12 protein-coding genes are annotated in these 21,569 nt (G+C 73.1%); 8 read left to right on the top strand and 4 right to left on the bottom strand.

What is annotated here, in order from left to right; all coding sequences use genetic code 11:
* Window positions 1-196: 196 nt before the first annotated feature.
* Window positions 197-1,456, bottom strand: coding sequence for a type VII secretion-associated serine protease mycosin (gene mycP, locus ACFVTC_RS33240; protein ID WP_390132168.1), 1,260 nt, complete (start codon window positions 1,454-1,456; stop codon window positions 197-199).
* 18 nt (window positions 1,457-1,474) lie between these two features.
* Window positions 1,475-3,001: a type VII secretion protein EccB gene (gene eccB / locus ACFVTC_RS33235; protein ID WP_390132167.1), complete on the bottom strand. Its 1,527-nt coding sequence runs from the start codon at window positions 2,999-3,001 to the stop codon at window positions 1,475-1,477.
* Between the two features lie 195 nt (window positions 3,002-3,196).
* On the opposite strand from eccB, the gene eccE reads away from it, so the two are divergent.
* The 8 genes from eccE to ACFVTC_RS33195 all read left to right on the top strand — a co-directional run bounded on the left by eccE (window position 3,197) and on the right by ACFVTC_RS33195 (window position 15,612).
* Entirely contained in the window at window positions 3,197-4,534 is a 1,338-nt protein-coding gene (gene eccE, locus ACFVTC_RS33230) for a type VII secretion protein EccE (RefSeq protein ID WP_390132166.1), read from the top strand.
* Entirely contained in the window at window positions 4,534-5,358 is an 825-nt protein-coding gene (locus ACFVTC_RS33225; RefSeq protein WP_390132165.1) for a hypothetical protein, read from the top strand. Before eccE ends, ACFVTC_RS33225 begins: the two co-directional genes overlap by 1 nt.
* 403 nt (window positions 5,359-5,761) lie before the next feature.
* The gene (locus ACFVTC_RS33220; protein ID WP_390132164.1) at window positions 5,762-9,307 is read left to right on the top strand and encodes an SCO5717 family growth-regulating ATPase; all 3,546 of its coding nucleotides are present in this window, start codon (window positions 5,762-5,764) and stop codon (window positions 9,305-9,307) included.
* A 329-nt stretch (window positions 9,308-9,636) separates the two neighbouring features.
* On the top strand, window positions 9,637-11,481 hold the full coding sequence (locus ACFVTC_RS33215; protein WP_390132163.1) for an ABC transporter substrate-binding protein: 1,845 nt from the start codon (window positions 9,637-9,639) through the stop codon (window positions 11,479-11,481).
* A gap of 54 nt (window positions 11,482-11,535) precedes the next feature.
* Window positions 11,536-12,603 (top strand): ABC transporter permease, encoded by a 1,068-nt coding sequence (locus ACFVTC_RS33210; RefSeq protein WP_390132161.1) that lies wholly within the window; start codon window positions 11,536-11,538, stop codon window positions 12,601-12,603.
* A 23-nt stretch (window positions 12,604-12,626) separates the two neighbouring features.
* Entirely contained in the window at window positions 12,627-13,565 is a 939-nt protein-coding gene (locus tag ACFVTC_RS33205) for an ABC transporter permease (protein WP_168530494.1), read from the top strand.
* Entirely contained in the window at window positions 13,511-14,578 is a 1,068-nt protein-coding gene (locus tag ACFVTC_RS33200) for an ABC transporter ATP-binding protein (RefSeq protein ID WP_390132159.1), read from the top strand. Before ACFVTC_RS33205 ends, ACFVTC_RS33200 begins: the two co-directional genes overlap by 55 nt.
* Complete coding sequence (locus ACFVTC_RS33195) at window positions 14,575-15,612, top strand: ABC transporter ATP-binding protein (protein WP_390132158.1); 1,038 nt, start codon at window positions 14,575-14,577, stop codon at window positions 15,610-15,612. Before ACFVTC_RS33200 ends, ACFVTC_RS33195 begins: the two co-directional genes overlap by 4 nt.
* 323 nt (window positions 15,613-15,935) lie before the next feature.
* Here ACFVTC_RS33195 and ACFVTC_RS33190 read toward each other — a convergent pair whose 3' ends face one another.
* Both ACFVTC_RS33190 and ACFVTC_RS33185 read right to left on the bottom strand, forming a co-directional pair.
* Entirely contained in the window at window positions 15,936-16,889 is a 954-nt protein-coding gene (locus ACFVTC_RS33190) for a bifunctional riboflavin kinase/FAD synthetase (RefSeq protein WP_390132157.1), read from the bottom strand.
* Window positions 16,890-17,022: 133 nt separating this feature from the next.
* Complete coding sequence (locus ACFVTC_RS33185) at window positions 17,023-21,378, bottom strand: trypsin-like peptidase domain-containing protein (RefSeq protein WP_390132156.1); 4,356 nt, start codon at window positions 21,376-21,378, stop codon at window positions 17,023-17,025.
* Window positions 21,379-21,569 lie beyond the last annotated feature (191 nt).

The raw sequence follows: 21,569 nt of genomic DNA, 5'->3' as shown, positions 1-21,569 counted from the left end.
CCGCGCCCCCCGAGCGTTCCTGTCTGCAACGCAACCACTCTAGTCAATTCATGTGACAGCCCCAACTGCCTTATGCAGCAGCTCTGCTACTACTGTGCGAGGCTTCACTCCTCCTTCACCACGCCCCGGCGCGCACCGGTGATCACTCCCGCAACGCGAGGCTAAGCGTGCAACGGGCCGTCGGGCATGAGTACTTCTACTCAGTCCCCGGGATCCGGTGCCCGCGTCTGCGCGCGTCCCGTATCGCCACCGCGCCCCCTGCCAGCCCCGCGACCAGCACCACCGCGCCCACCGCCACGTACGTCGCCAGGCGGGCGTTGCGTTCGTCCGGGGTCTCACCCAGGTGCAGGGCGGCCGGGGCGGGGGCCTCCGCCTTGGCGAGACCCTCCCGCGGATCGGGGGACTGCAGGGGGTGATCGTCCTCGGTCAGGGCGCGGACGGGGTCGACGACGCCCCAGCCGACCAGACGGTCGCGGCCGGGCACGGAACGTTCCGCGGTCTGTTCGATCTGCGCGACGATCTCGCGCGGGGTCCAGTCCGGATGCTTGGCCTTGATCAGGGCCGCCACCCCGGCCACGTAAGGGGCCGAGAAGCTGGTGCCGTTGTCGGAGCAGTGGCCGCCCTTGGGGACGGTGGAGATCATGTCCACACCCGGTGCGGCTACGCCGACGAAGTCGCCGGACTGGGAGAAGGGCGCGCGTTCGTTGTTGCGGTCCGAGGCCGCGACGGCCAGGACGCCCGGGTAGGACGCCGGGTAGGTCTTCTTGACGTTGCCCCCCTGGCCGTCGTTGCCCGCGGAGGCGACGACCACGATGTTCTCGCGCAGCGCCTCCCGCACCGCCCTCTCTAGGTCCGGGGGAGGCTCCGTCGCGTTGGAGGTGTCCTGGGAGATGTTGATGACATCGGCGTCGGCCTTGATCGCCTGGCGGATGGCGTCGGCCAGTTCCTTCGCAGTGCCGTGGCCCTCGGCGTCGTTCTGTTCGAGCGGGATGATCGTCGCCTCGGGTGCCAGGCCCACGAATCCCGTCTTCGGGGCGGGCCGCGCCGCGATGATGCCCGCGACGCGTGTGCCGTGGCCGACGGTGTCCGTCGTGCCGTTCTCCTTGCCGCGCGGGATCGGATCCCCGTTGTCGTCTTTCAGCTTCCTGGGAAGGAAGTTGCGTCCCGCGGCCGTGTCCACCGCGCGGGTGAGCTGGGGGTTCTGCACGTCCACGCCCGTGTCGATGACGGCCACGCGTACCCCCTTGCCCTTGGACTGGCTCCACAGTTCGTCCAGGAGGACGCGTTGCAGGGCCCAGGGGCGGCTCGCGTACATCTTGTTCGGGAAGGTGCACTGGTCGGTGGAGGAGTCCGCGGTCGCGGCGGGTCCGAGGGCGGCCGCGGCCGTGCAGGCGATCAGCGTCGCGGCGGCGAGGGCCGCGGCACGCGGGGATTTGGCGGTGGGCGCGTCGGACATGGACCGACCCCCTTGTCCTTAAGAGCCCTGCGGCTGGCGGGCCGCCGACGTCGACAGACGGGGGCCGGTGGACAGGAACGAGGACCACGCGACGGGGATCGGCGCCGGATCCACACCGGAGTAACCCAAGCTGATCTGGGCCAGTTCGGCCTCCTGCTCCAACTGCTTGCGGTCCTTGGCCGTGGTGCCGATGCCCGCGTCGTCCGTGGTGCTGTCGTCGTTGGACTGCATCGCGTAGCGCAGGCCGGTGTCGGTCACCAGGAAGACGCCGCCGGCCTTGGTCTCCTCGCCCTGGAACTGGCGGTAGAGCTGACCGGAGCCGGGGGTGACGTACGCGCTGGTGGAGCCGGTCGGGAGGGGGGCCGGGAAGTCGGTGCCCGCCCAAGTGCTGAGCGTCGTCGTGCCCTTGTCCTTGTCGACGCCCCGCAGGACGTTGCAGACGGTGTTGCGGCTGCCCTGGCCGGTGCCCGCCTCGTTGACGGTCGACGGGGACTCGGTCGGCCAGTCGCGGTCGGCGGCGAACTGCCGGGAATCCGGGGTGAAATCGGAGATCCGGACGTCGAGCGCGTCGGTCTGGTCGAGCCTTCCGAGGGCCGGACTGCTGAGCAGCAGTTTCTCGGTGAAGTCCGAGACGGGCACCACCTTGCCCGGTTCGACGACGTAGTACTGGTCCCGGTCGCCGTTCGGAGCCTTGAGCAGCATGCCGACCTTGTCCGCCGCGGCGGGCAGACCGCCCCCGACTCCGGCGTCGGCACCGACATGCCCCGTGACCTCGGGGAAGGAGACGCGGTCGCCTTGGTGCAGGGTCTCCAGCCACTCCTTGGACACCCGTTGGGGTTCGCGGCCGGAGCCGACGAGGGTGCGCAGCAGGAACTCGTCGTCGCTGTCCACCTTGTACGACGTACCGTGCGCGTCGACGACGTAGCGGGTCTTGTCCGGTGCGACGACGTACAGCAGATCGCCGCCGTGCAGCTTCTGCCGGCCGCCCTCGGTCCTGTCCTTGTCGCGGGAGGCGAGGACGAAGGCGGCCTTCTGGATGGACCCGCCGCCCGCGCTCGGGCGTTCACAGACGGCCCAGCGCTTCGTGGAGCCCGCCTCCGAGGCCGCGGGCAGGCGGTCGGGCGCGTAGGGGATGCCGATCGTGACACCGCGCGGGATGGTGCCCTTGTCGAGGATCGACTCGTCGACGGTGACAACCTCGCCCTTGCCCGTCTTGAGGAGGAGTTTCGCGGACGCCATGTTGAGGACCGGGTGCAGTTGCACCTTGCCGTCCGTCCTGAGCACCACGTAGCGGGTGGTGGAGTCGCTGGCGATGATCACCTTCTCGCCGACGGTGGCCCAGCCCTGCGGGGCCGTCGGTTTGAACATCCCCCACGCCCCGAACGCGGCCAGGATGACGACCCCGACGATGGCGCCCGGCAGCACGGCCCGCAACGGGCGCGGCGCCCCCTCCTCGGAGCCGTCGGGGGACGACTGGACGAAGGACGCGAGCATGCGGCGCTTCGCGAAGGTGTAGGCGTTGAGCTGGTCCCGCCGAGATGCCATGTGTGCCTGTGTCTCCCCGTGTCTCGCCCTGCCCGCGCCCGGGGGTCCCGTCCCCCGCCCTCCGCTGTCGGACCGGCCCCCTACTATGCCTGGTATGGGAGCGGCTTGGTGGTGCGGGTAGGGTATCGGCGCCCCAAGGGCCCTGTGTGGTGGCGTTGTTCCAGTGAGTTGTGAGGAAAACGGGGGGACGAAGTGATGGCTTCCGGAGCGCGGTTCCGGTCGCGTGACCGGTCGCGGGAGCAGGACCCCTCCGTGTCCCGGCCGCAGCCGCCCGGGACACCCGACCGGTCCGGGCAACCCGGCCCGCGTACAGGTGCGTTGCACCTCAAGGTGCGCGCCGGACAGTCCGGATCGTTCCGGTTGCAACGAGTCGTCCTGCTGGAGATCGCCGCCGCCGCGCTGCTCGTCGGATGGGTCGTCTCCCCCTTCGCCTTGGTCCCCGCGGCCGTGCTCGCGGTCGTGCTGGTCCTGCTCGCCCTCGTCCGTCGCCGGGGCCGCTCACTGCCCGAATGGCTCGCCACGGCACGGGCGTTGCGCGTCCGGCGGCGGCGAGCCGCCGGTACACCGATACGGCCGGGCACGGAGCCCGGCCTCGCCCCGGCCGTGGAGTGCGACCCCAGTCTGCGCACGTCCGCGTACAGCGCCCGCGACCGGCGCCCGGTCGGCGTCATCGGGGACGGCACGTTCCTGACGGCCGTCCTCCAGGTGGAGTCCGACGCGACCGCGCTGCGCGCCGAGCGGAGCCACCGGCCGCTGCCCCTGGGACCGGTGCGGGACGCGCTGGAGGTGGACGGCATCCGCCTGGAGTCCGCGCAGATCGTGCTGCACACGCAGCCGGCGCCCGCCCTGCACCTGCCCCGGCAGTCCGTGGCCGTCAGCAACTACGCGCCGTTGCAGGAGCAGACCGGGGCGCCCGCCGTGCGCATCACCTGGATCGCGCTGAAGCTCGACCCGGAGCTGTGCCCCGAGGCGGTGGCCGCGCGCGGAGGCGGGCTCGTCGGCGCGCAGAAGTGCGTCGTCCGCGCCGCGGACCACCTCGCGAGCCGGCTCACGGGAGCGGGATTCCGTACGACGCTCCTGAACGAGGAGGAGCTGATCGCGGCGGTGGCCACCTCGGCGTGCGCGAACCCGCTGGTGACGGCGGAGGCGGGACGCATGGACCTGCCGGCGAGGCGGACGGACGAGTCCAGCCGCAGTTGGCGCTGCGACAACCGCAGACACACGACGTACTGGGTGGGGCGCTGGCCCCAGTTGGGTGGTTCAGGCGGTCCGTCGCTGCCCCAACTCGTCGCGCTGCTCACGGCCGTGCCCGCGCTGGCGACCACCTTCAGTCTCACCCTGCGGCGCGGGGAGCGGCAGGACGTGTCGCTGTGCGGACACCTGCGGGTGACCGGGCGCGGCGACGACGAGTTGGTCGCGGCACGCCGCTCGCTGGAGGACGCCGCACGGCGGGCCGGCGCGGGACTGACCCGGCTCGACCGCGAGCAGCTTCCGGGTGTGCTCGCCACGCTGCCGCTCGGGGGTGTTCGCTGATGTCCATGACCTCATCGGGAACGACCGCGTCGGGGCCGTACGGGACTTCGGGGGCTCCCGGGGCCGGTCCGCCGGGTCCGCCCGGCGTGCCGGGCGCCTCGGCCGCGGAGCGTCCGCGCGGCCTGCTGCGCAGCGGTTTCGGTCTGATCGGGCCACGGCACGGGCGGCATGTGCTGTCCGTGGATCAGGTGGACTCGCTGGCGTTGCCCATCGGGGACGACGGGGTCGTCATCGGCGTGGACGCCGGGGGGCAGCCCGCCGTGCTCGGGCTCAACCGGCCGACACCGTACGACGTCGTCCTGATCGGCGGGCTGTGGACCGCGCAGGTGCTCGCGCTGCGGGCGGCGGCCACCGGGGCGCGTGTCGCCGTCGAGACGGGGCGGGCGCAGGCCTGGATGCAGATGGTGCACGCCATGGGCGGCGGCCAGAACGGCATGAGTGTGCACGACGTCGGGCGGGTTCCGCCGCAGGGCGCCTCGGCGGGCAACCCGGTGCTGGTGGTGCGCGACTGCGGAATGCGGCCGCCGCGCGGCCGGGTGGTGGCCGGCCCCTGGCAGTCGATCCTGACGCTGTTGCCGTATCTCAGCCCGGTGGCCCCGCGGCTGCTGCGGCAGGCGCGGCTCGTCGGCGTCCAGCGGGTCTCGCCGGACGAGGCCGCGGAGATCGGGCGCGCGCTGGCGCTTCCCCGGGGCGACGTGGACTCGCTGCCGACGCTCACCGACGGCGTCACCCTGTGGTGCGCGGACCGCGACCGGCAGTACGTGATGACGCAGCCCACGGACGCCGAGACCGGATTGTTCGGTACGCCGCGACGGATGGACTGAGCGAGCGCGACCCGGCGTGGGTCTGCGCTCAATCCCGTTTCACACTCGGTCACTTCCGGTGCGGAGGCGGGCGTTTCAGGCCGATTACCCCCTCTCGCAACCGACTTGTTCACCAGTATTGCCCGATTTGTTTCGCCCTGTGAGGCGTGCGTGAGCCGCTTCTGGGCAGGGTGTGACCAAGTGGGCCTGTGCGGAGGGGTGGACGGGCCTGCCGTCGTGGCGCCCCTGGTGATTAGGGTGGGACCGGACGCGACACCCCGCCGTCGACCGACCCGTCGGCAGACCGCCCGCGTCCCGCGGGGCCGGTCGGGCGCGTCGGACGGCGTCCGGCCCAGAGATCCAGATGAAGAGAACGGTCGCCCCGGCTCGGTATCGAGGGTGCTTGACCACACCAGGAGGAACTGTGAACAGCGATCGGGACGGGATCCGCGGGGGCTGGGCCACACCCGGCGATGACCAGCCCGACGCGGAGTCCGCCGTCGAGGCGACGGGCGAGTTCACCATCGACTACGCGCCGCCCGCCTGGTACACGCAGAACGCGTCGGCCGGTTCGGCACCGGCGTCGCAGGCTCCGGTTCCCGAGGTCCCCGCCGCTCCGGCTCCACCGGGCCCTCAGGGACCGCCGCTGCCGCCGGGACCGCCGGTGGCCCAGGTTCCCCCGGTGCCGCCCGTGCCGATGCCGCAGGCCGCGTGGTCACCGCCGGTCGTACCGGCCGGCCAGGGGGGTGCCGCGGCCGGTGACATCGAGAGCGGCGCGACCATGCGTATCTCCGCCTCCGCGCTCAAGCGTGAGTTCGCGGAGCGTTCCGCGGGAGAGCACGTCACCGGGGCCGGTGGTCCGGTCCCGGGCGGGGCGAGCGGTGACGTCGCCGCTGTCCCCGAGGAGGAGCCGGCCGGTGCCAGGCCGGACGGCGGTGAGGCGGTCGGCGATGAAGCGGTCGGCGGTGACTTCGAGTTGAGCGCTCCGGTGCCGCAGGGCGCTGTGCCGGACGCGGAGCCGGGGTCCGGGCCGGGGTCCGGGCCGGGGTCCGGGTCCGGGTCGGAGGCAGGGCCGAGGTCCGGGTCCGGGTCGGAGGCAGAGTCGGCCGAGGCTTCCGGCGCGTCCGCGGGAGGCGGAGACGCGCCCTCGCGACCGGAGAGCACGGACGCCGACGTGAGCGGGCAGGACGGCACCGGGAACGGCGGCTCCTCGAGCTCCGGCACCGGTGCCGGCCCCGATGCCGTGGAGCCCGTCGACGGACGGGGGCAGGAGCCCGCGGACGCCGAGGCCGACGTGACGGACCGGGCCGCCGACACGGACGGCCCGGACGTGGACGGCACGACGAACACCGCCACCGCCACCGACAGCGGCGATGGCGGCGGCGATGACGACGCGGAGGCCGGGCGGCTCGACGCCGTCGCCTCCCCGGAAATGTCGTCGCAGCGCCCCGGAGACCAGGACACGGGATCGCGGGACGACACGGTCGGGGGTGCAGACCCGTCGGACACCCCGCACGGAAGCGCGGCACCGGACGCCGGATCAGACACCCCGCAAGGGACCGCGGCACCGGACGCCGGATCGGACGTACCCGTGGACGCGCCCGAAGCGGCGCCCGCCTGGACTCCCCCGCCGATGGCGCAGGGCGCGCTGCCGCCGCTGCCACCCGCCTATCAGCCCGCCGCCCCGGCGCCGGCCGCGCAGTGGCCCTCACCCGGGCCGGTGGCACCGCCCGCGCCCGAGATCCCACAGCAGCCGCAGCCGTCGGCCGCGCAGGATCCCGCGCAGCCTCCTGTACCGCCCCACCCCGCCGTCACCGGGGCGCAGCCGCCGGCGCCGCCCCGTCAGCCCGAGTTCCAGCCCCAGCACGCCCAGGCCCAGCCGCACCGGCCGCCGGCCCAGCCGCAACCGCCGTTCCAGCCGCCGACCGCGCAGCCCGCGCCGCCGTCCTGGGACCCGCAGGCCGCACCGCCCGCGCCGGGCCCGGTACCGACGACGCCCGCCCCGGCGGCCCCGGCTCCGCAGCAGGACGGCTACGGCTTCCCGCAGCAGGGGCCCCCCGCCCCGCCCGCGCCGCAGGCGGCGTACGGCTTCCCCCAGCCGGGCACCCCGGTCCCTCAGCCGCCCGCGCCGCAGGACGGCTACGGCTTCCCGCAACCCGGCGTTCCAGCCCCCGCCGCACCCAACCCCCCGGCCCCACCCACGGGTTATGGCTTCCCGCAGCAGGGCCCCCCGGTCCCCCAGCCGCCCGCGCCGCAGGACGGCTACGGCTTCCCGCAACCCGGCGTTCCGGCCCCCGCCGCACCCAACCCCCCGGCCCCACCGACCGGTTACGGATTCCCGCAGCAAGGTGCCCCGGCTCCCCAGCCGCCCGTACCCCCGGTGGCCGGCCCGGATGCCCCCGCGCCGCAGGCCCCGGGCCCGCAGCCGGCCTACGGATTCCCCTCGCACGCCCAGCCGCCCGCGCAGCCACAGCCGCACCTCCCCGGGCAGTACCAGCCGCACCCGGGCCTGCCGCCCGAGGCCCCGCACCCCTCGCAGCACGAGCAGCAGCCTCAGCACCCGCAGCAGCCGCAGCAGCCGCCCCAGCAAAGCCCCGTGGATCCCCGCAGCGGGACCGCCTGGCCGCAGCCCGTCCGGCACGACCAGCGGCAGCCCACCAACCCCTCCGCCGCGCCTCTCGGGTACACCGCCGCGGTGGAGCTGTCCTCCGACCGTCTGCTCAACAACAAGAAGCAGAAGGCCAAGAGCGGGCGCCCCGGCGGCAGTTCCTCCCGGTTCAAGCTGGGCGGGAAGAAGGAGGAGGCCGAGCGGCAGCGGAAGCTGGAGCTGATCCGGACGCCGGTGCTGTCGTGCTACCGGATCGCGGTCATCAGCCTCAAGGGCGGTGTCGGCAAGACGACCACCACCACCGCCCTCGGCTCCACGCTCGCCACCGAGCGGCAGGACAAGATCCTCGCGATCGATGCCAACCCGGACGCCGGTACGCTCGGGCGCCGGGTACGCCGGGAGACCGGGGCCACCATCCGCGACCTCGTGCAGGCGATCCCGTACCTCAACTCGTACATGGACATCCGGCGGTTCACCTCCCAGGCCTCGTCCGGGCTCGAGATCATCGCCAACGACGTCGACCCGGCCGTCTCCACGGCCTTCAACGACGAGGACTACCGGCGCGCGATAGACGTGCTGGGCAAGCAGTACCCGATCATCCTGACCGACTCCGGCACGGGTCTGCTCTACAGCGCCATGCGCGGGGTGCTCGACCTCGCCGACCAGCTCATCATCATCTCCACGCCGTCGGTCGACGGTGCGAGCAGCGCGAGCACGACGCTGGACTGGCTGTCGGCGCACGGGTACGCGGATCTCGTCTCGCGCTCCCTCACCGTCATCTCCGGGGTGCGCGAGACCGGCAAGATGATCAAGGTGGAGGACATCGTCAGCCACTTCGAGACGCGCTGCCGCGGTGTCGTGGTGGTGCCGTTCGACGAGCATCTCGCCGCGGGCGCCGAGGTCGACCTCGACATGATGCGGCCCAAGGTGCGGGAGGCGTACTTCAACCTCTCCGCGATGGTCGCCGAGGACATCGTGCGTCACCAGCAGTCGCACGGCCTGTGGACGAACGACGGCAACCCGCCGCCGGTGGCCGCCCCGCCGATGCCGCGGCAGCCGCAGTACTCGTACCCGCTGGACGTACCCGTGCCGGGCGGTCAGGGCGCCCCCGGTCGGCCGGTTCCCGGCCCGCCGCCGCCCGGACAACCGGCTCCCGGCGGGCCCCAGCCGTACCAGCAGGGCGGCCCCTACCCCCAGCAGCCCGGCCCGCCTCTCCCCCCGCCGCAGCCGGGACAGGCGTATCCGCCGCCTCCGCAGCCGGGCCGGTCCGACGCGGGCCGTCCCTTCGAGGACGGTCAGGCCCATCCGCCCCACCAGGGCCACACGCCGCCCCCGCCGCCCCCCGCGTCCCCTCAGCAGTAGTCGGGGACCATCACCCGAACGGCCCCTTTCGAGGGACCGGTTCCCGCCAGGGCCCGCACCGTCCGTCCACGGTGCGGGCCTTCGCGTGTCCAGGGGCGAAAGGAAGCGTCACCCCCTGGCCAGGAGGGCTTCACCGGTCTGGACCAATGAGCGAATATTCCGCGCCAACTCGTTATTTCCGCAGGCCACATGGGGTCCACCTGCCGTTGACTCGCGGAGACCGCCGCTGATAGACACACACATCAACCCCGCCGGCGCCCCCGTTCACCTCTGATCCATTAGTTCAACCAGCCATCCCCGTGCGAGCGATGACGCGAGGTCACCGACCCATGAACAGACAAGATCAGCTCACCGGAGGACGCCCGCGTCTCAGGCTCCTCGCCGCCGCGGGCGCCGCCGCCCTCACCCTCACCGCCGGTTTCGCGACCCCGCTCGATCCGGCCCCGCAGCAGGCCCGTGCCGCGGAGGGCAAGAACGTCCTCACCGTCGCGGTCGCGCAGAGCGTCGACTCGCTCAGCCCCTTCCTGGCGTCGCGCCTGGTCAGCACGAGCATCCACCGGCTCATGTACGAGTACCTGACCAATTACGACCCGGCGGACAACCACGCGATCCCGGGCCTCGCCACCAAGTGGGCGCCGTCCGCCGACAAGCTCACCTGGACCTACACGATCCGCTCGAACTCCAAGTGGTCGGACGGCAAGCAGGCCACCGCCGAGGACGCGGCGTGGACGTTCACGAAGATGATGACCGACCCGAACGCGGCCACCGCGAACGGCAGCTTCGTCGGCAACTTCAGGAAGGTCACCGCCCCGAGCCCCACCAAGCTGGTCATCGAGCTGAAGAAGCCGCAGGCCACCATGGCCGCCCTCGACGTCCCGATCGTGCCGCGGCACGTCTGGGAGAAGGTCGGGGACTTCTCCAAGTTCAACAACGACAAGAGCTTCCCGATCGTCGGCAACGGGCCGTTCATCCTGACGGACTACAAGCCGGACAGCTACGTACGGCTGAAGCCGAACAAGACGTTCTGGCGGGGCGCACCCAAGTTCGACGAGCTGGTGTTCAAGTACTACAAGGACGGTGACGCGGCCGTCGCGGCCCTGCAGAAGGGCGAGGTGTCGTTCGTCTCGAATCTGACGCCCGCCCAGTCCGCCGCGCTCAAGAGCCAGCCGAACATCAAGGTCAACGACGCCCCCGGCCGCCGTTTCTACGCCCTCGCCACCAATCCCGGCGCCCAGGCCGCGAACGGGGACCGGTTCGGCGACGGAGCCGCGTCCCTGCTCGACCAGAAGGTGCGCCAGGCACTGTTCATGGCGATCGACCGGAGCACCCTCGTCGACAAGGTCTTCCAGGGCCACGCCGTGGAGGGACAGGGATACATCCCGCCGAGGTTCTCCACGTACTTCTGGAAGCCGACGGCCGCTCAGAACCTCGGCTACGACCCGGCGAAGGCGGCCCAGCTCCTCGACCAGGCCGGATACAAGAAGAACGGCGACGGCAAGCGCGTCGAGAAGAACGGCAAGCCGATCGACTACCGGCTGCTGTGCCACGCCACCGACCCGAACGACAAGGCGGTCGGGCAGTACCTGAAGGAGTGGTTCGGCAAGCTGGGCATCGGCGTCACCCTCGACTGCCTGGACAACGTGACGGACCCCTGGCTCGCGGGCAAGTACGACCTGGCCTTCGACGGCTGGTCCGTCAACCCCGACCCCGACTTCGTGATGTCGATCCACACCTGCGCGGCTCTGCCCGCCACGCCCAAGGACACGGGCGCGACGGACAACTTCATCTGCGACAAGAAGTACGACGAGCTGTACGGCCGGCAACTCGCCGAGTACGACACCGCCAAGCGCGCGGAGATCGTCAAGCAGATGGAGTCGCGGCTCTACGACACCGGGTACATGAACGTCATGGCGTACCCGAACGCGGTGGAGGCCTACCGCACCGACCAGATCAAGTCGATCGAGACGATGCCGAAGGCGGCCGGGAACATCTACGGCCAGGACGGCTACTGGAGCTGGTGGTCGGCGGTTCCGGCGGGCTCCTCCGGTGCGTCCTCCGACGGTTCGGGCTCGACGGGCGTCATCATCGGCATCGTCGCGGGCGTGGTCGTCCTCGTGGGCGTCGGGGCGTTCTTCGCGACGCGTCGCCGTGCCACGGCCGAGGACCGCGAATAGCGCGCCCCACACCCCCCGGGGCACTCCATGGACGTACGAGCGAATGAGTAGTTCATGACCGCTGAGGCAACACCCTCGCTGGTCGGGGCGACCGACGGTCCGGCCGACGCCGGACCGTCGGTCCGCGGGCCACGGGCGCGCACCACGACCGCGTATCTGCGCTATGTGGCGGGCAAGTTGGGCGGCGCGGCCGTCTCGCTGCTCGCCGTCCTCGTCACCAGTTTCTTCCTCTTCCGGCTCATCCCCGGCGACCCGGTCAAGTACATGACCGGCGGCAGGCAGGTGTCCGCCGAGCAACTGGCCCACTACCGGACGGAGTTCGGGCTCGACCTGCCACTCTGGGAGCAGTTCACGGACTACTGCGGCAAGGCGCTCACCGGCGATCTGGGCACCTCGTACCAGTTCCGGGCCCCCGTCATCGACAAGATCACCGAGGCGCTGCCGAACACGCTGCTCCTGACCGTCACGGCGTTCGTCCTCTACACGGCGCTCGGCATCTTCCTCGGCACCCGCTCCGCCTGGCGCAACGGCGGGCTGAGCGACCGCCTCAACACCGGTCTGGCGCTGACCCTGTACTCGATCCCGTCCTTCTGGCTCGGGCTGCTGCTCATCATCGTCTTCTCGGTGGGCGTGGGTCCGGTCCCGGGGCTGTTCCCGACCGGCGGCATGGAGTCGGGAGGCAAGGAGGGCTTCGCGTACGTCCTCGATGTCGCCCACCACCTGGTCCTGCCGGTCGTGACGCTGGTCGCCGTCGAGTACGGGCAGACGCTCCTGGTCACCCGCTCGGCGCTGCTGGACGAGATGGGCAGCGACTATCTGACCACGGCACGGGCCAAGGGCCTGCGCGACGATCTCGTACGGCGCCGCCACGCCGTGCCCAACGCACTGCTGCCGACCGTCACGCTGATCTTCATCAACCTCGGCCGGACGGTCGCGGGCGTGATCCTCGTCGAGACCGTCTTCTCCTGGCCGGGCCTCGGCGGCCTGTTCTACCAGGCACTGAGCGTGCCCGATCTGCCCCTGGTCCAGGGGCTGTTCTTCGTCTTCGCGGCGGCGGTGGTCGTGATGAACACGCTGGCCGACCTGATCTATCCGCTGCTGGACCCACGGGTGGGCCGATGACCACGACCGAGTCGGACGGGCCGATGACAACCGAATCCACAGCGGCCGAACAGGCCGTCACCGCGGACGCGAAGAGTTCCCGCACCCTCGCCAGGCAACGCCGCCGCAACTCCGCCGTCCGCTTCTGGCGGCAGTACCGCACCCACCGGGCGGGCGTCCTCGGGCTCGCCGCGCTCACGCTCTTCGCCCTCATCGCCCTGACGGCTCCGCTGACCGTCGGTTCCCACGTGCAGAGCGTGACCGACGCGCCGGGCCGGCCGATGGAGAGTCCGAGCGCCCGATTCCCGCTGGGCACCGACCAGTTCGGACGCAACCTGCTCGGACTCGTGGTGTGGGGCGCCCGGGTCTCCCTGCTCGTCGGACTGCTCGCCGCCGTGCTCTCGGTCGCGATCGGCGCCCTCATCGGGATCACCGCGGGCCACTTCCGCGGCTGGTACGCGACCGTGCTGATGCGGATCACGGACTGGTTCCTGGTGATGCCTACGCTGGTCCTCGCGATCGCGCTGGCGACCGTAATGACCCGCTCGCTCGGCACGATCATCCTGGCGATCGGCGTCACCACCTGGCCGACGACGGCCCGGCTGGTCCGCGCGCAGACCCTCGCCGTCGAATCGCGGCCCTACATCGAACGGGCCAAGGCGCTCGGCGGCGGCCACTGGCACATCATGTCGCGGCACGTGCTGCCCAATGTGATGCCGCTGGTACTGGCCCAGACGACCCTGATCATCTCCTCGGCGATCCTCGCCGAGGCGACGCTCGCGTTCCTCGGCCTGGGCGATCCCACGATCGTGTCCTGGGGCGGCCTGCTCCAGGACGCCCGGGAGGCGGGCGCGGTCAGCGCCGGGAAGTGGTGGTACCTGGTTCCACCGGGGATCGCGATCGCGGTGGTCGCGCTCGCGTTCACCCTGTGCGGGCGTGCGGTCGAGTCCGTCCTCAACCCGAAGCTGGGGGTGACCCGTTGAGCACCCCGGTGGACACTCCCGCAAGGCAGCCCCTGCTGGCGGTCAGGAACCTCGAAGTGACGTACGCGGGCGGGGCGGCCGCCGTACGCGGCGTGGACCTCTCGCTCGACGCGGGACAGAAGCTCGGCATCGCGGGCGAGTCCGGCTGCGGCAAGTCCACGCTGGCCCTCGCGCTGCTGCGGCTGCTGCCCGCGGGCACCCGCACGAGCGGGGAGATCCTGCTCGACGGCGAGGACGTGCTCACGATGAAGTGGGGACGGGTGCGGGCGGTCCGCTGGGCGGGCGCCTCGATCGTCTTCCAGGGAGCGATGCACTCGCTGAACGCCGTGCACCGCATCGGCGACCAGATCGCCGAGCCGATCCTGCTGCACAAGAAGGCGACCCCGGCGGCCGCCCGGAGGAAGACGGGCGAACTGCTGGAACAGGTCGGCCTGCCCGCCGCCCGCGCGGACGCCTACCCGCACGAGCTCTCCGGCGGACAACGCCAGCGCGTCATGATCGCCATGGCGCTGGCCTGCGACCCCCGGCTCGTCATCGCGGACGAACCGACCACGGCGCTCGACGTGATGATCCAGGCGCAGATCCTGCGCCTGATCGAACAGCTCGTGAGCGAACAGCAGTTGGGCCTCCTCATGATCAGCCACGACCTCGCGGTCCTGGCCGACACCTGCGACCGGCTCGCGGTGATGTACGCGGGCCGCGTCGTCGAGGAGGGCCCCGCCCGGCAGGTGTACGACAACGCCCGGCACCCCTACGGCAAGGCCCTGTCCGCGGCCTTTCCGCGCATCGGGGACAGTGCCTCGCGGTTCGCGCCGCGCGGCCTGCCCGGCGATCCCCCGGACCCGTCCGCGCTCCCCTCCGGCTGCACGTTCCACCCCCGGTGCCCGGTGGCGCTGGACTCGTGCGCCGACCAGGACCAGGGGCTGCGGGACGCGGGCGCGGGACGGTGGGCGGCCTGCGTGCACGTGGACACGGCCGCCGGAGCGGCAGAACCAGTCAGGAGCACGCCATGACGAACCCGCCCGCGCCGTCGTCCCCCGTACCGGCGGCGACACCGGCGCCCGCGCTCGCACCGCCGCTGCTGAGCGCCGAGAAACTGCACGTCACCTTCCCCGGACGGCGCGGCGCCGCCCGCGCCCGCGCCGTCGACGGGGTCGACCTCGACATCCGCCGTGGCGAGATCGTCGCACTGGTCGGCGAGTCCGGCTGCGGCAAGACGACGCTCGCCCGTTCCCTGCTCGGACTCGTCCCGCCCACCGGCGGTCGCGTCACCTTCGACGGCGGACCGCTCGACTACTCCTCGCGCGCCCTGAAGGCCTACCGCAAGCGGGTCCAACTGGTCCTCCAGGATCCGAGCGGCTCGCTCAACCCCCGGCACACGGTGTACGACGCGGTGGCCGAGGGGCTGCGCATCCACGGATACGGGGGCGACGAACAGGCGGCCGTCGCCCAGGCCCTCTCCCGGGCGGGCCTTCGTCCACCGGAGCGCTTCTTCCTGCGTTACCCGCACGAACTGTCCGGGGGGCAGCGCCAGCGCGTCGTCATCGCGGGCGCGCTCGTCCTGGAGCCCGAACTCATCGTCGCCGACGAGCCGGTTGCCTCCCTCGACGCGTCGGTACGGGGCGAGATCCTCGCCCTGCTCCTGCGGCTGCGCGCCGAACTCGGCCTGTCCGCCCTGGTGGTCACCCACGACCTGGGCCTGGCGTGGAACATCGCCGACCGCGTCGCGGTGATGTACCTGGGCCGGATCGTGGAGACGGGCGAGGTCGCCGAGGTGCTGACGGCGCCCCGACACCCGTACACCCAGGCCCTGTTGTCCGTTCTCCCGGAGGCACCGGGCGCTCCGGTCGTGCTCACCGGTGAGCCCCCGGACCCGTCCCGTATCCCCTCGGGCTGCCGCTTCCACGCGCGCTGCCAGATCCTGGCGGGCGGGGAGGCCGAACGGGCGGGCGTCGCCGACGCGTGCCGCGGGCAGGACCTGCCGGTACTGGGCGGCGGCGGAGAGGCCCAGGTGGCGTGCCACTGGGCGGCGACGGTCGGGACGTGAGGTGCGGGGCGGTACGTGAAGTGCGGGGCGGTACGTGAAGTGCGGGCCGGTCCGTGCAGTGCGGGCCGGTACGTGCAGTGTGGGCCGGTACGCAAGGTACGGGCCGGTCCGTGAGTGCAACGGCCTGACTGTGGGCGGTGGCTCGGGTGAGCGCCTGCCGGGTCGAACGGGAGTGTCCCGTTCCGGTGCCGAGGCGGGCGCTGGTCCCGGTTCCGGTGAAACCGGCAGGGACCGCCGTACGGCACGGGGCGCCGGCCTCCGAGGAAACAAAAGTGGCCGGTGCCCGGTGAGGGGCGCCGGCCACACTGCCGTGTGCCGGACGGCTACAGGGCCCCGTACGCCTCGATCAGTTCCTGGGACCGCTTCACGTCGTCGGCGATGGCTTCGAGCAGTGCCTCGATGGAGTCGAACCGGGCCTGGCCGCGGACGAAGGCGAGGAAGTCGACGGCGACATGCAGGCCGTACAGGTCGAGGCCGACGCGGTCGATGGCGTAGGCCTCGACCGTGCGCTCGGTCCCGTCGAACTGCGGGTTCGTGCCGACGGAGATCGCCGCGGGCATCGCTTCGTCCCCGACGTGCAGCCAGCCGGCGTAGACGCCGTCGGCGGGAATGGCGGTGTGCGGGAGGGTCTCGACGTTGGCCGTCGGGAAGCCGAGCTCGCGGCCGCGCTGGGCGCCGCGCACGACGATGCCCTCGACGCGGTGCGGACGGCCCAGGATCTCGCGCGCCCCCTCCACATCGCCGTCGGCGACCAGCCGCCGCGTCATGGTCGAGGAGAAGGGCTCACCGCCGCCGGCCGCACCGCTCACGTAGAGCTCCACCACCTCGACCTCGAAGTCGTACGTCTCGCCCTGCTCGCGCAGGAAGTCGACGTTGCCGGCCGCCTTGTGGCCGAAGCGGAAGTTCGGGCCCTCCACGACGGCCTTGGCGTGCAATTTGTCGACCAGCACCTTCGCCACGAAGTCGGCGGGCGACAGCTTCGAGAACTCGGTCGTGAAGGGGAGGATCAGCAGCGCGTCGACGCCCAGTCCGGCCATCAGCTCGGCGCGGCGGTGGTGCGGGGCGAGCAGCGGCGGGTGGCTGCCCGGCCGGACGACCTCGCTCGGGTGGGGGTCGAAAGTGACCACGACGGAGGGAACACCCAGCTCCCGGGCCCGGTCCACCGCATGGCTGATGATCAGCTGGTGCCCCCGGTGCACCCCGTCATAGGAACCGATGGTGACGACGCTGCGCCCCCAGTCCTGGGGGATGTCCTCCAAGCCACGCCAGCGCTGCACTGTGACCGCTCCTTGTCGAACCCGTGTCCGTGATTGCCTCATTCGCAGCTCTAAGGGTGCCATGCCGCGTGCTCCCGGTTCGCATCGGCATCGAGCTGTGACGCGGAGCACGAGAACCTGACCGTGGCCTGACTCAGGCGGGGACCCGCACACCGGCCAGATTCTCGATCATGCGGCGGGTGCTCGGGCCGACCACTCCGGCCCACTCCTCGGGGGCGCCGGCCAGCCAGCGGGCCACCACCGCGGCGAATCCAGGCGTCTGCCTGGCCAGCTCGACGAGGCCGCGGTCGAAGCAGGTGGCCCCGGCGGGGGTGCGCACCAGCAACCGGCCCGTGCGGTGCACCAGCTCCCGGGTGGGTTCCTCGCCCCGGCGGCCCAGGCCCTCCGCGGCGGCCCGCAGGAGGGTGCCGAGGACGGCCGGGTCGCGCTCGTGCGCGAGCAGCAGATCGAGCAGCTCGCGCCGCAGCTCCTGGGAACCACGGCTGCCCGGCGCGGCCAGCACGGTCGCGAGGGCCGACCGCACCGGGGTCGGGCAGCCGACCAGCAGCCCCGTGACCAGCGGGAAGAGCGCCGTGCGCGCGACGGACCCGTGGGCGAGACGACGGTCGACATACGCGGCCATGTGCGTGGCGGCCTCCGGGCGCAGCTCCACCATCTCCCGTACGAGCGCGGCGACGCGGTGGGCGAGCGCGGGCGTGGTGACGTCGGCGAGCGTGCGCAGCGCCTCGGCCGGGTCCGCGCCGGGCTGCCGCAGCCGGGCCCGGAACGCGGCGATCACCGGGTCGGGGTGGGTGGCGAGGGCGGGGACCAGGGCGCGGGCGGGCAGCTGCGCGTCGCCCGCCGCGAACCGCTCCAGCGCCTGCGGCAGATACGCGGCCCGGCTCCGCGGATCCCGTACGAGCAGGCCGAGCGCTCCGCCGTGCAGTGTGCAGTCGGCGGGACGGGCCAGCAGGGCGAGCGCCGCGTAGCGCAGCAGGGCGCGGTCGGCCTCGGTGCGTACGTGCGGCGCGGCGCGCAGTCCGTACGCCACCGCCGCCACCCGCCGGGCCGGCCGTGTGTCGTGCGCCCACCGGTCGACGGCGCGGCAGACCGCCGACGGCTCCTCCTCGGCGAGCGCGGCGAGCAGCTCGTCGGCCCGGCGGTGCGCGCTGTCCACCAGTGCCTCCGCCAGGTCGTCCAGGGCGCGCCGCCGGTGCGCGTAGAGCAGCGCCTGGGCCGCGGTGGCCACGGTGGCGTGGGGCGTCGCGGGCAGCGGTCGGTCGTCGTCGAACCAGGTGATGAGGTGAGGTGCCACGCCGGTGGGGTCGGCGGCGAGGAGCCGGGCCACGGCGTCCAGGTAGCGGGGGGCGCGGGTGTCTTCCGGCGTACGGGGGGCTTCCGGAGAGACGGTGCCTTCCGGCGTGCGGGTGCCTACGGGCGTCCGGTGGGCAGTGGGGCCCCGGTCGACCGGGGCCTCGTCGAGGAGGCGGGCGCCGTCCCTGACCGCGCGCTCCCGTCCTCCACCGGTGGACGCCGCACTGCCCGGTACCGCACTCGCGGTCGCGTCGGCGTACCGCGCCGGGTCCACCGACGGGGCGGAGTCGAGGGCCGCGCCGTTGCGTGCCGTCCCGACGCCGACCGTTTCGCCCGGCATCATGCCCATGGCGGCCGCGCCCCGCGCCACCGTGCCACCGTGGCCCGTGTCCGCCGGCACCATGCCCACGGGGGCCGCGTCGACCGAAGCCGTGCCGCGCCGCACCATGTCGGCCGGAGCCATGTCGATCGGACCCCTGCCGACGCGGACCGTGTCGTCCCGCACCATGTCATCCCGAGTCATGTCGACCCGCGTCATGTCGACCCGGGCCATGTCGTCCCCAGCCATGTCGTCTCGACCCACATCGACCCGAGCCACGTCATCCCGACCCACGTCGACCCGACCCACGTCGACCCGACCCACGTCATCCCGACCCACGTCGGCCGCGGCGCCGGCGTTCGCGGTCGTGTCGTCCGGGCCAGCCTGACGCGGCGCCTCGTCCGCGACGACCAAGCTCCTGAGCAGGTCGAGCCGCTCCGTCCGCGGCAGCGGCAGCGCCTCCCAGAAGGACGGCCCGAACTCGGCCGGAACACCCCGGCCCTCCGCCCGCCACCGCACGATCCGCTCGGCAAGCAGCTCCAGGACCCCCGTGTACGGGGTCGCGTCGGGCAGCCGCAGCACGACGTCGCCGAAGAGTCGCGTGGCCCACCAGACAGCGTCCTCCGGCGGCGCGGGCGCGTCCGGCAGGAGGGCGTCCAGGGCGTGGACCAGTTCTTCGAGTCGAGGGGTCAGCGCCGCCGCGTCCTGTTGACGGGCCAGGAGCAGCAGTGCCTCGACGACCGGCCCGATGCGGTGTCGGGGGACAGGAATGAGGCGCGGGCCGGTGCGGACGGCGGGCCGGGAGCCACGCGACCGGCGGCGGCGCGGCACACCTGTCCCGGTCCCCGGCCCCGGCGCGGCCCCCGGTGCCGCCCCGCCCGACGGCGGTGTCCGCTGGGCGGGTACCCGCTCGGCTTCCGTCGTGGACGGGGACGGCCCCGGGGTTCCGGCGGCCGGGGCCGTGTCACGGCTCCGGTGGACCAGGGCGTGCAGGGCCGCGTCCAGGTCGAGATGGGTGCCCTGGATCCAGTCGGCGAGTTCTTCGTGGGCGAAGCGGTAGCCGTTGCCCGCGGGGACCAGGAGGCGCTCGGTGAGGACGGCGGAGGCCCAGCCGGTGGTCCGGCCGGAACGGCGCCCCGGAGCGGGCCCCCAAGGGAAGACGGCTTCGAAGGACTCGCGGTCCAACTGGCCCTGCCCCGGCCCGAGACAGCGCCGCGCGGCCTCGTGCACCCGGCCGGAGACCTGCGCGGCGAGACGGCGTACGGCGCTGCCGCGCACCCCGTTCGCCGCCGCGAGCCGAACCGCGACGCGCAGGCACATCAGGTCCAGATGGGCGCCGAGGACGTCGTGCCGGTCGAGCCGCCCGGCGGGGGCGTCCGGCAGCACGGCGCGCACCTCGGCCAGCAGGCGCAGGGTCAGCGGGTGCCGTGCGTCGGCGGCCCCCAGCGCGCCCTCGGGGATACCGGTCCGCGCCCGGATCCGCCGCGCCTCCTCCTCCGTGAGATCACCCAGCCGGACGCACGGCGGCAGCGGCGGCTCCGCCTCGGCCCCGGCGGTCCGGTGCAGGAGTTCCGCCGGGAAGTGCGCCCCCGTCTGCTCCCAGTGCTCCGGACGGCAGGCGACGACGAGCCGCGCCCCGGTCTCCCTCAGCCACTCGGCCGTACCCGCCGTCCAGTCGGGCAGCCGGTGGGCGAGGGCTGACGGCATCTCCTCGGGGCCGTCGAGGAGAAGCAGCAGCGGACGGCCGGCGTCCCGGGACAGCGAGGCGAGACGCTCCGGGCCGATGTCGCCCAGCTCACCGCCGTACCCGCCGGGGGGCAGCACCTCCGAGTCCCCGGGCGCCTCCTCCCGCGAGGAGGCCACGATCCGTCCCGCCCGCTCGAGTGCCCGTGCCGCCGCGTCGGCGACGGAGGTGTCCGTGGCGAACAGGTCGGCTCCCCGCAACCAGAGCGTGGGGGCCGGTTCGGCGCCGCCGGTGCGGCGGGTGGCGAGGGCCGCCAGCTCCGTCGTACGGCCGCTGCCGGGTGGGCCGACCAGTCCGAGAACGGTGGCCGGGCCGCGCACGAAGTTCTCGAACTCCCGGACGAGAGCGGTCCGTTCGACGACGGTGCACGATTCCTCGCCGGTGCCGGACGCGGGCCCCGCACCCGGTCCGTCGGAGCCGACCGAGGTCGCCGTGAGCTCCAGCACCCCGGCCGGATTGAGATCGGCGCCGTACGCGGGCACGGTCGCGGCGTTGCGGGCCAGCAGCGTGGCGAGTGGTCCCCGCACGCCGGGTGTGCGCAGGGGTACGGCGAACCGCGCGGTCGGGTGCTCCCCGTGCAGCGCGGTGCCTACGACGCCGATCACCGCCCCGGTCGACACGTCGAGGACCGGGCCTCCGGCCGCCCCGCCGCCGAGCCGCAGGGCGTCCGCGCCCGCCGTGCCGATCGCCAGCTCCAGCGCCTCGCCGAGCGGGTGGAAACGGTCGGTGGCCGTGTACGTCACGGCGGTGGTGCCGAGCACCCGCGCCTCGCGCCAGCCTCCCGCGGCGATCCGGACGTACGTGCCGGTGCCGACCCTGTCCCGCACGGTGACGGGGAGCGGGTGGAGGTCGAGGCCCTCGGTGCGGACGAGTGCCAGATCGGCGGCGGGCAGGGCGGTCACGGCGTCGGCGCCCACCACGCAGCTGCGGTCGCCGGAGGCGTGCAGCACGAGGCGTGCCAGGCCGTCCACGGCCTCGTGGCTGGTGATCACCGTGCCGTGGTGGTCGGCGACGAAGCCCGTGCCGCGCGGGCGTCCCGCCAGGTCGCAGATGCGTACCAGGCCGTCGTCCCGCGCGCGGTCGATGGCGGCCGGTCGCTGCTCGTCCCCGGTCCGCGGGCCCCGTCCCGCCATGTTCGAACCTCCCCGCCGCGCTCCGTTCCTCCGACCGTAGGCGCGAGGTGATCAGCGGGACAGATCGCGTGGTGAACGCGCCCCCTTCCGCTCCCTCGGTTCACTCCGAGCGCCTGCCCGATGGGGTGAATAGGGCAGGACGGATGGATACACCTCTGGGTGGGGGATCCGAGGGGGGACCATGGAGCGGC

Source organism: Streptomyces sp. NPDC057950 (assembly GCF_042887295.1).
In the GTDB taxonomy this organism is placed as follows: Bacteria; Actinomycetota; Actinomycetes; order Streptomycetales; family Streptomycetaceae; genus Streptomyces; species Streptomyces kaempferi.
This window is presented reverse-complemented; position numbering and strand designations above follow the sequence as displayed.

Excerpts from the sequence above, each read along its gene's own strand:
- mycP (WP_390132168.1), bottom strand. The coding sequence starts at position 1,456 with ATGTCCGACGCGCCCACCGCCAAATCCCCGCGTGCCGCGGCCCTCGCC.
- eccB (WP_390132167.1), bottom strand. The coding sequence starts at position 3,001 with ATGGCATCTCGGCGGGACCAGCTCAACGCCTACACCTTCGCGAAGCGC.
- eccE (WP_390132166.1), top strand. The coding sequence starts at position 3,197 with ATGGCTTCCGGAGCGCGGTTCCGGTCGCGTGACCGGTCGCGGGAGCAG.
- ACFVTC_RS33225 (WP_390132165.1), top strand. The coding sequence starts at position 4,534 with ATGTCCATGACCTCATCGGGAACGACCGCGTCGGGGCCGTACGGGACT.
- ACFVTC_RS33215 (WP_390132163.1), top strand. The coding sequence starts at position 9,637 with ATGAACAGACAAGATCAGCTCACCGGAGGACGCCCGCGTCTCAGGCTC.
- ACFVTC_RS33210 (WP_390132161.1), top strand. The coding sequence starts at position 11,536 with ATGACCGCTGAGGCAACACCCTCGCTGGTCGGGGCGACCGACGGTCCG.
- ACFVTC_RS33205 (WP_168530494.1), top strand. The coding sequence starts at position 12,627 with ATGACAACCGAATCCACAGCGGCCGAACAGGCCGTCACCGCGGACGCG.
- ACFVTC_RS33195 (WP_390132158.1), top strand. The coding sequence starts at position 14,575 with ATGACGAACCCGCCCGCGCCGTCGTCCCCCGTACCGGCGGCGACACCG.
- ACFVTC_RS33185 (WP_390132156.1), bottom strand. The coding sequence starts at position 21,378 with ATGGCGGGACGGGGCCCGCGGACCGGGGACGAGCAGCGACCGGCCGCC.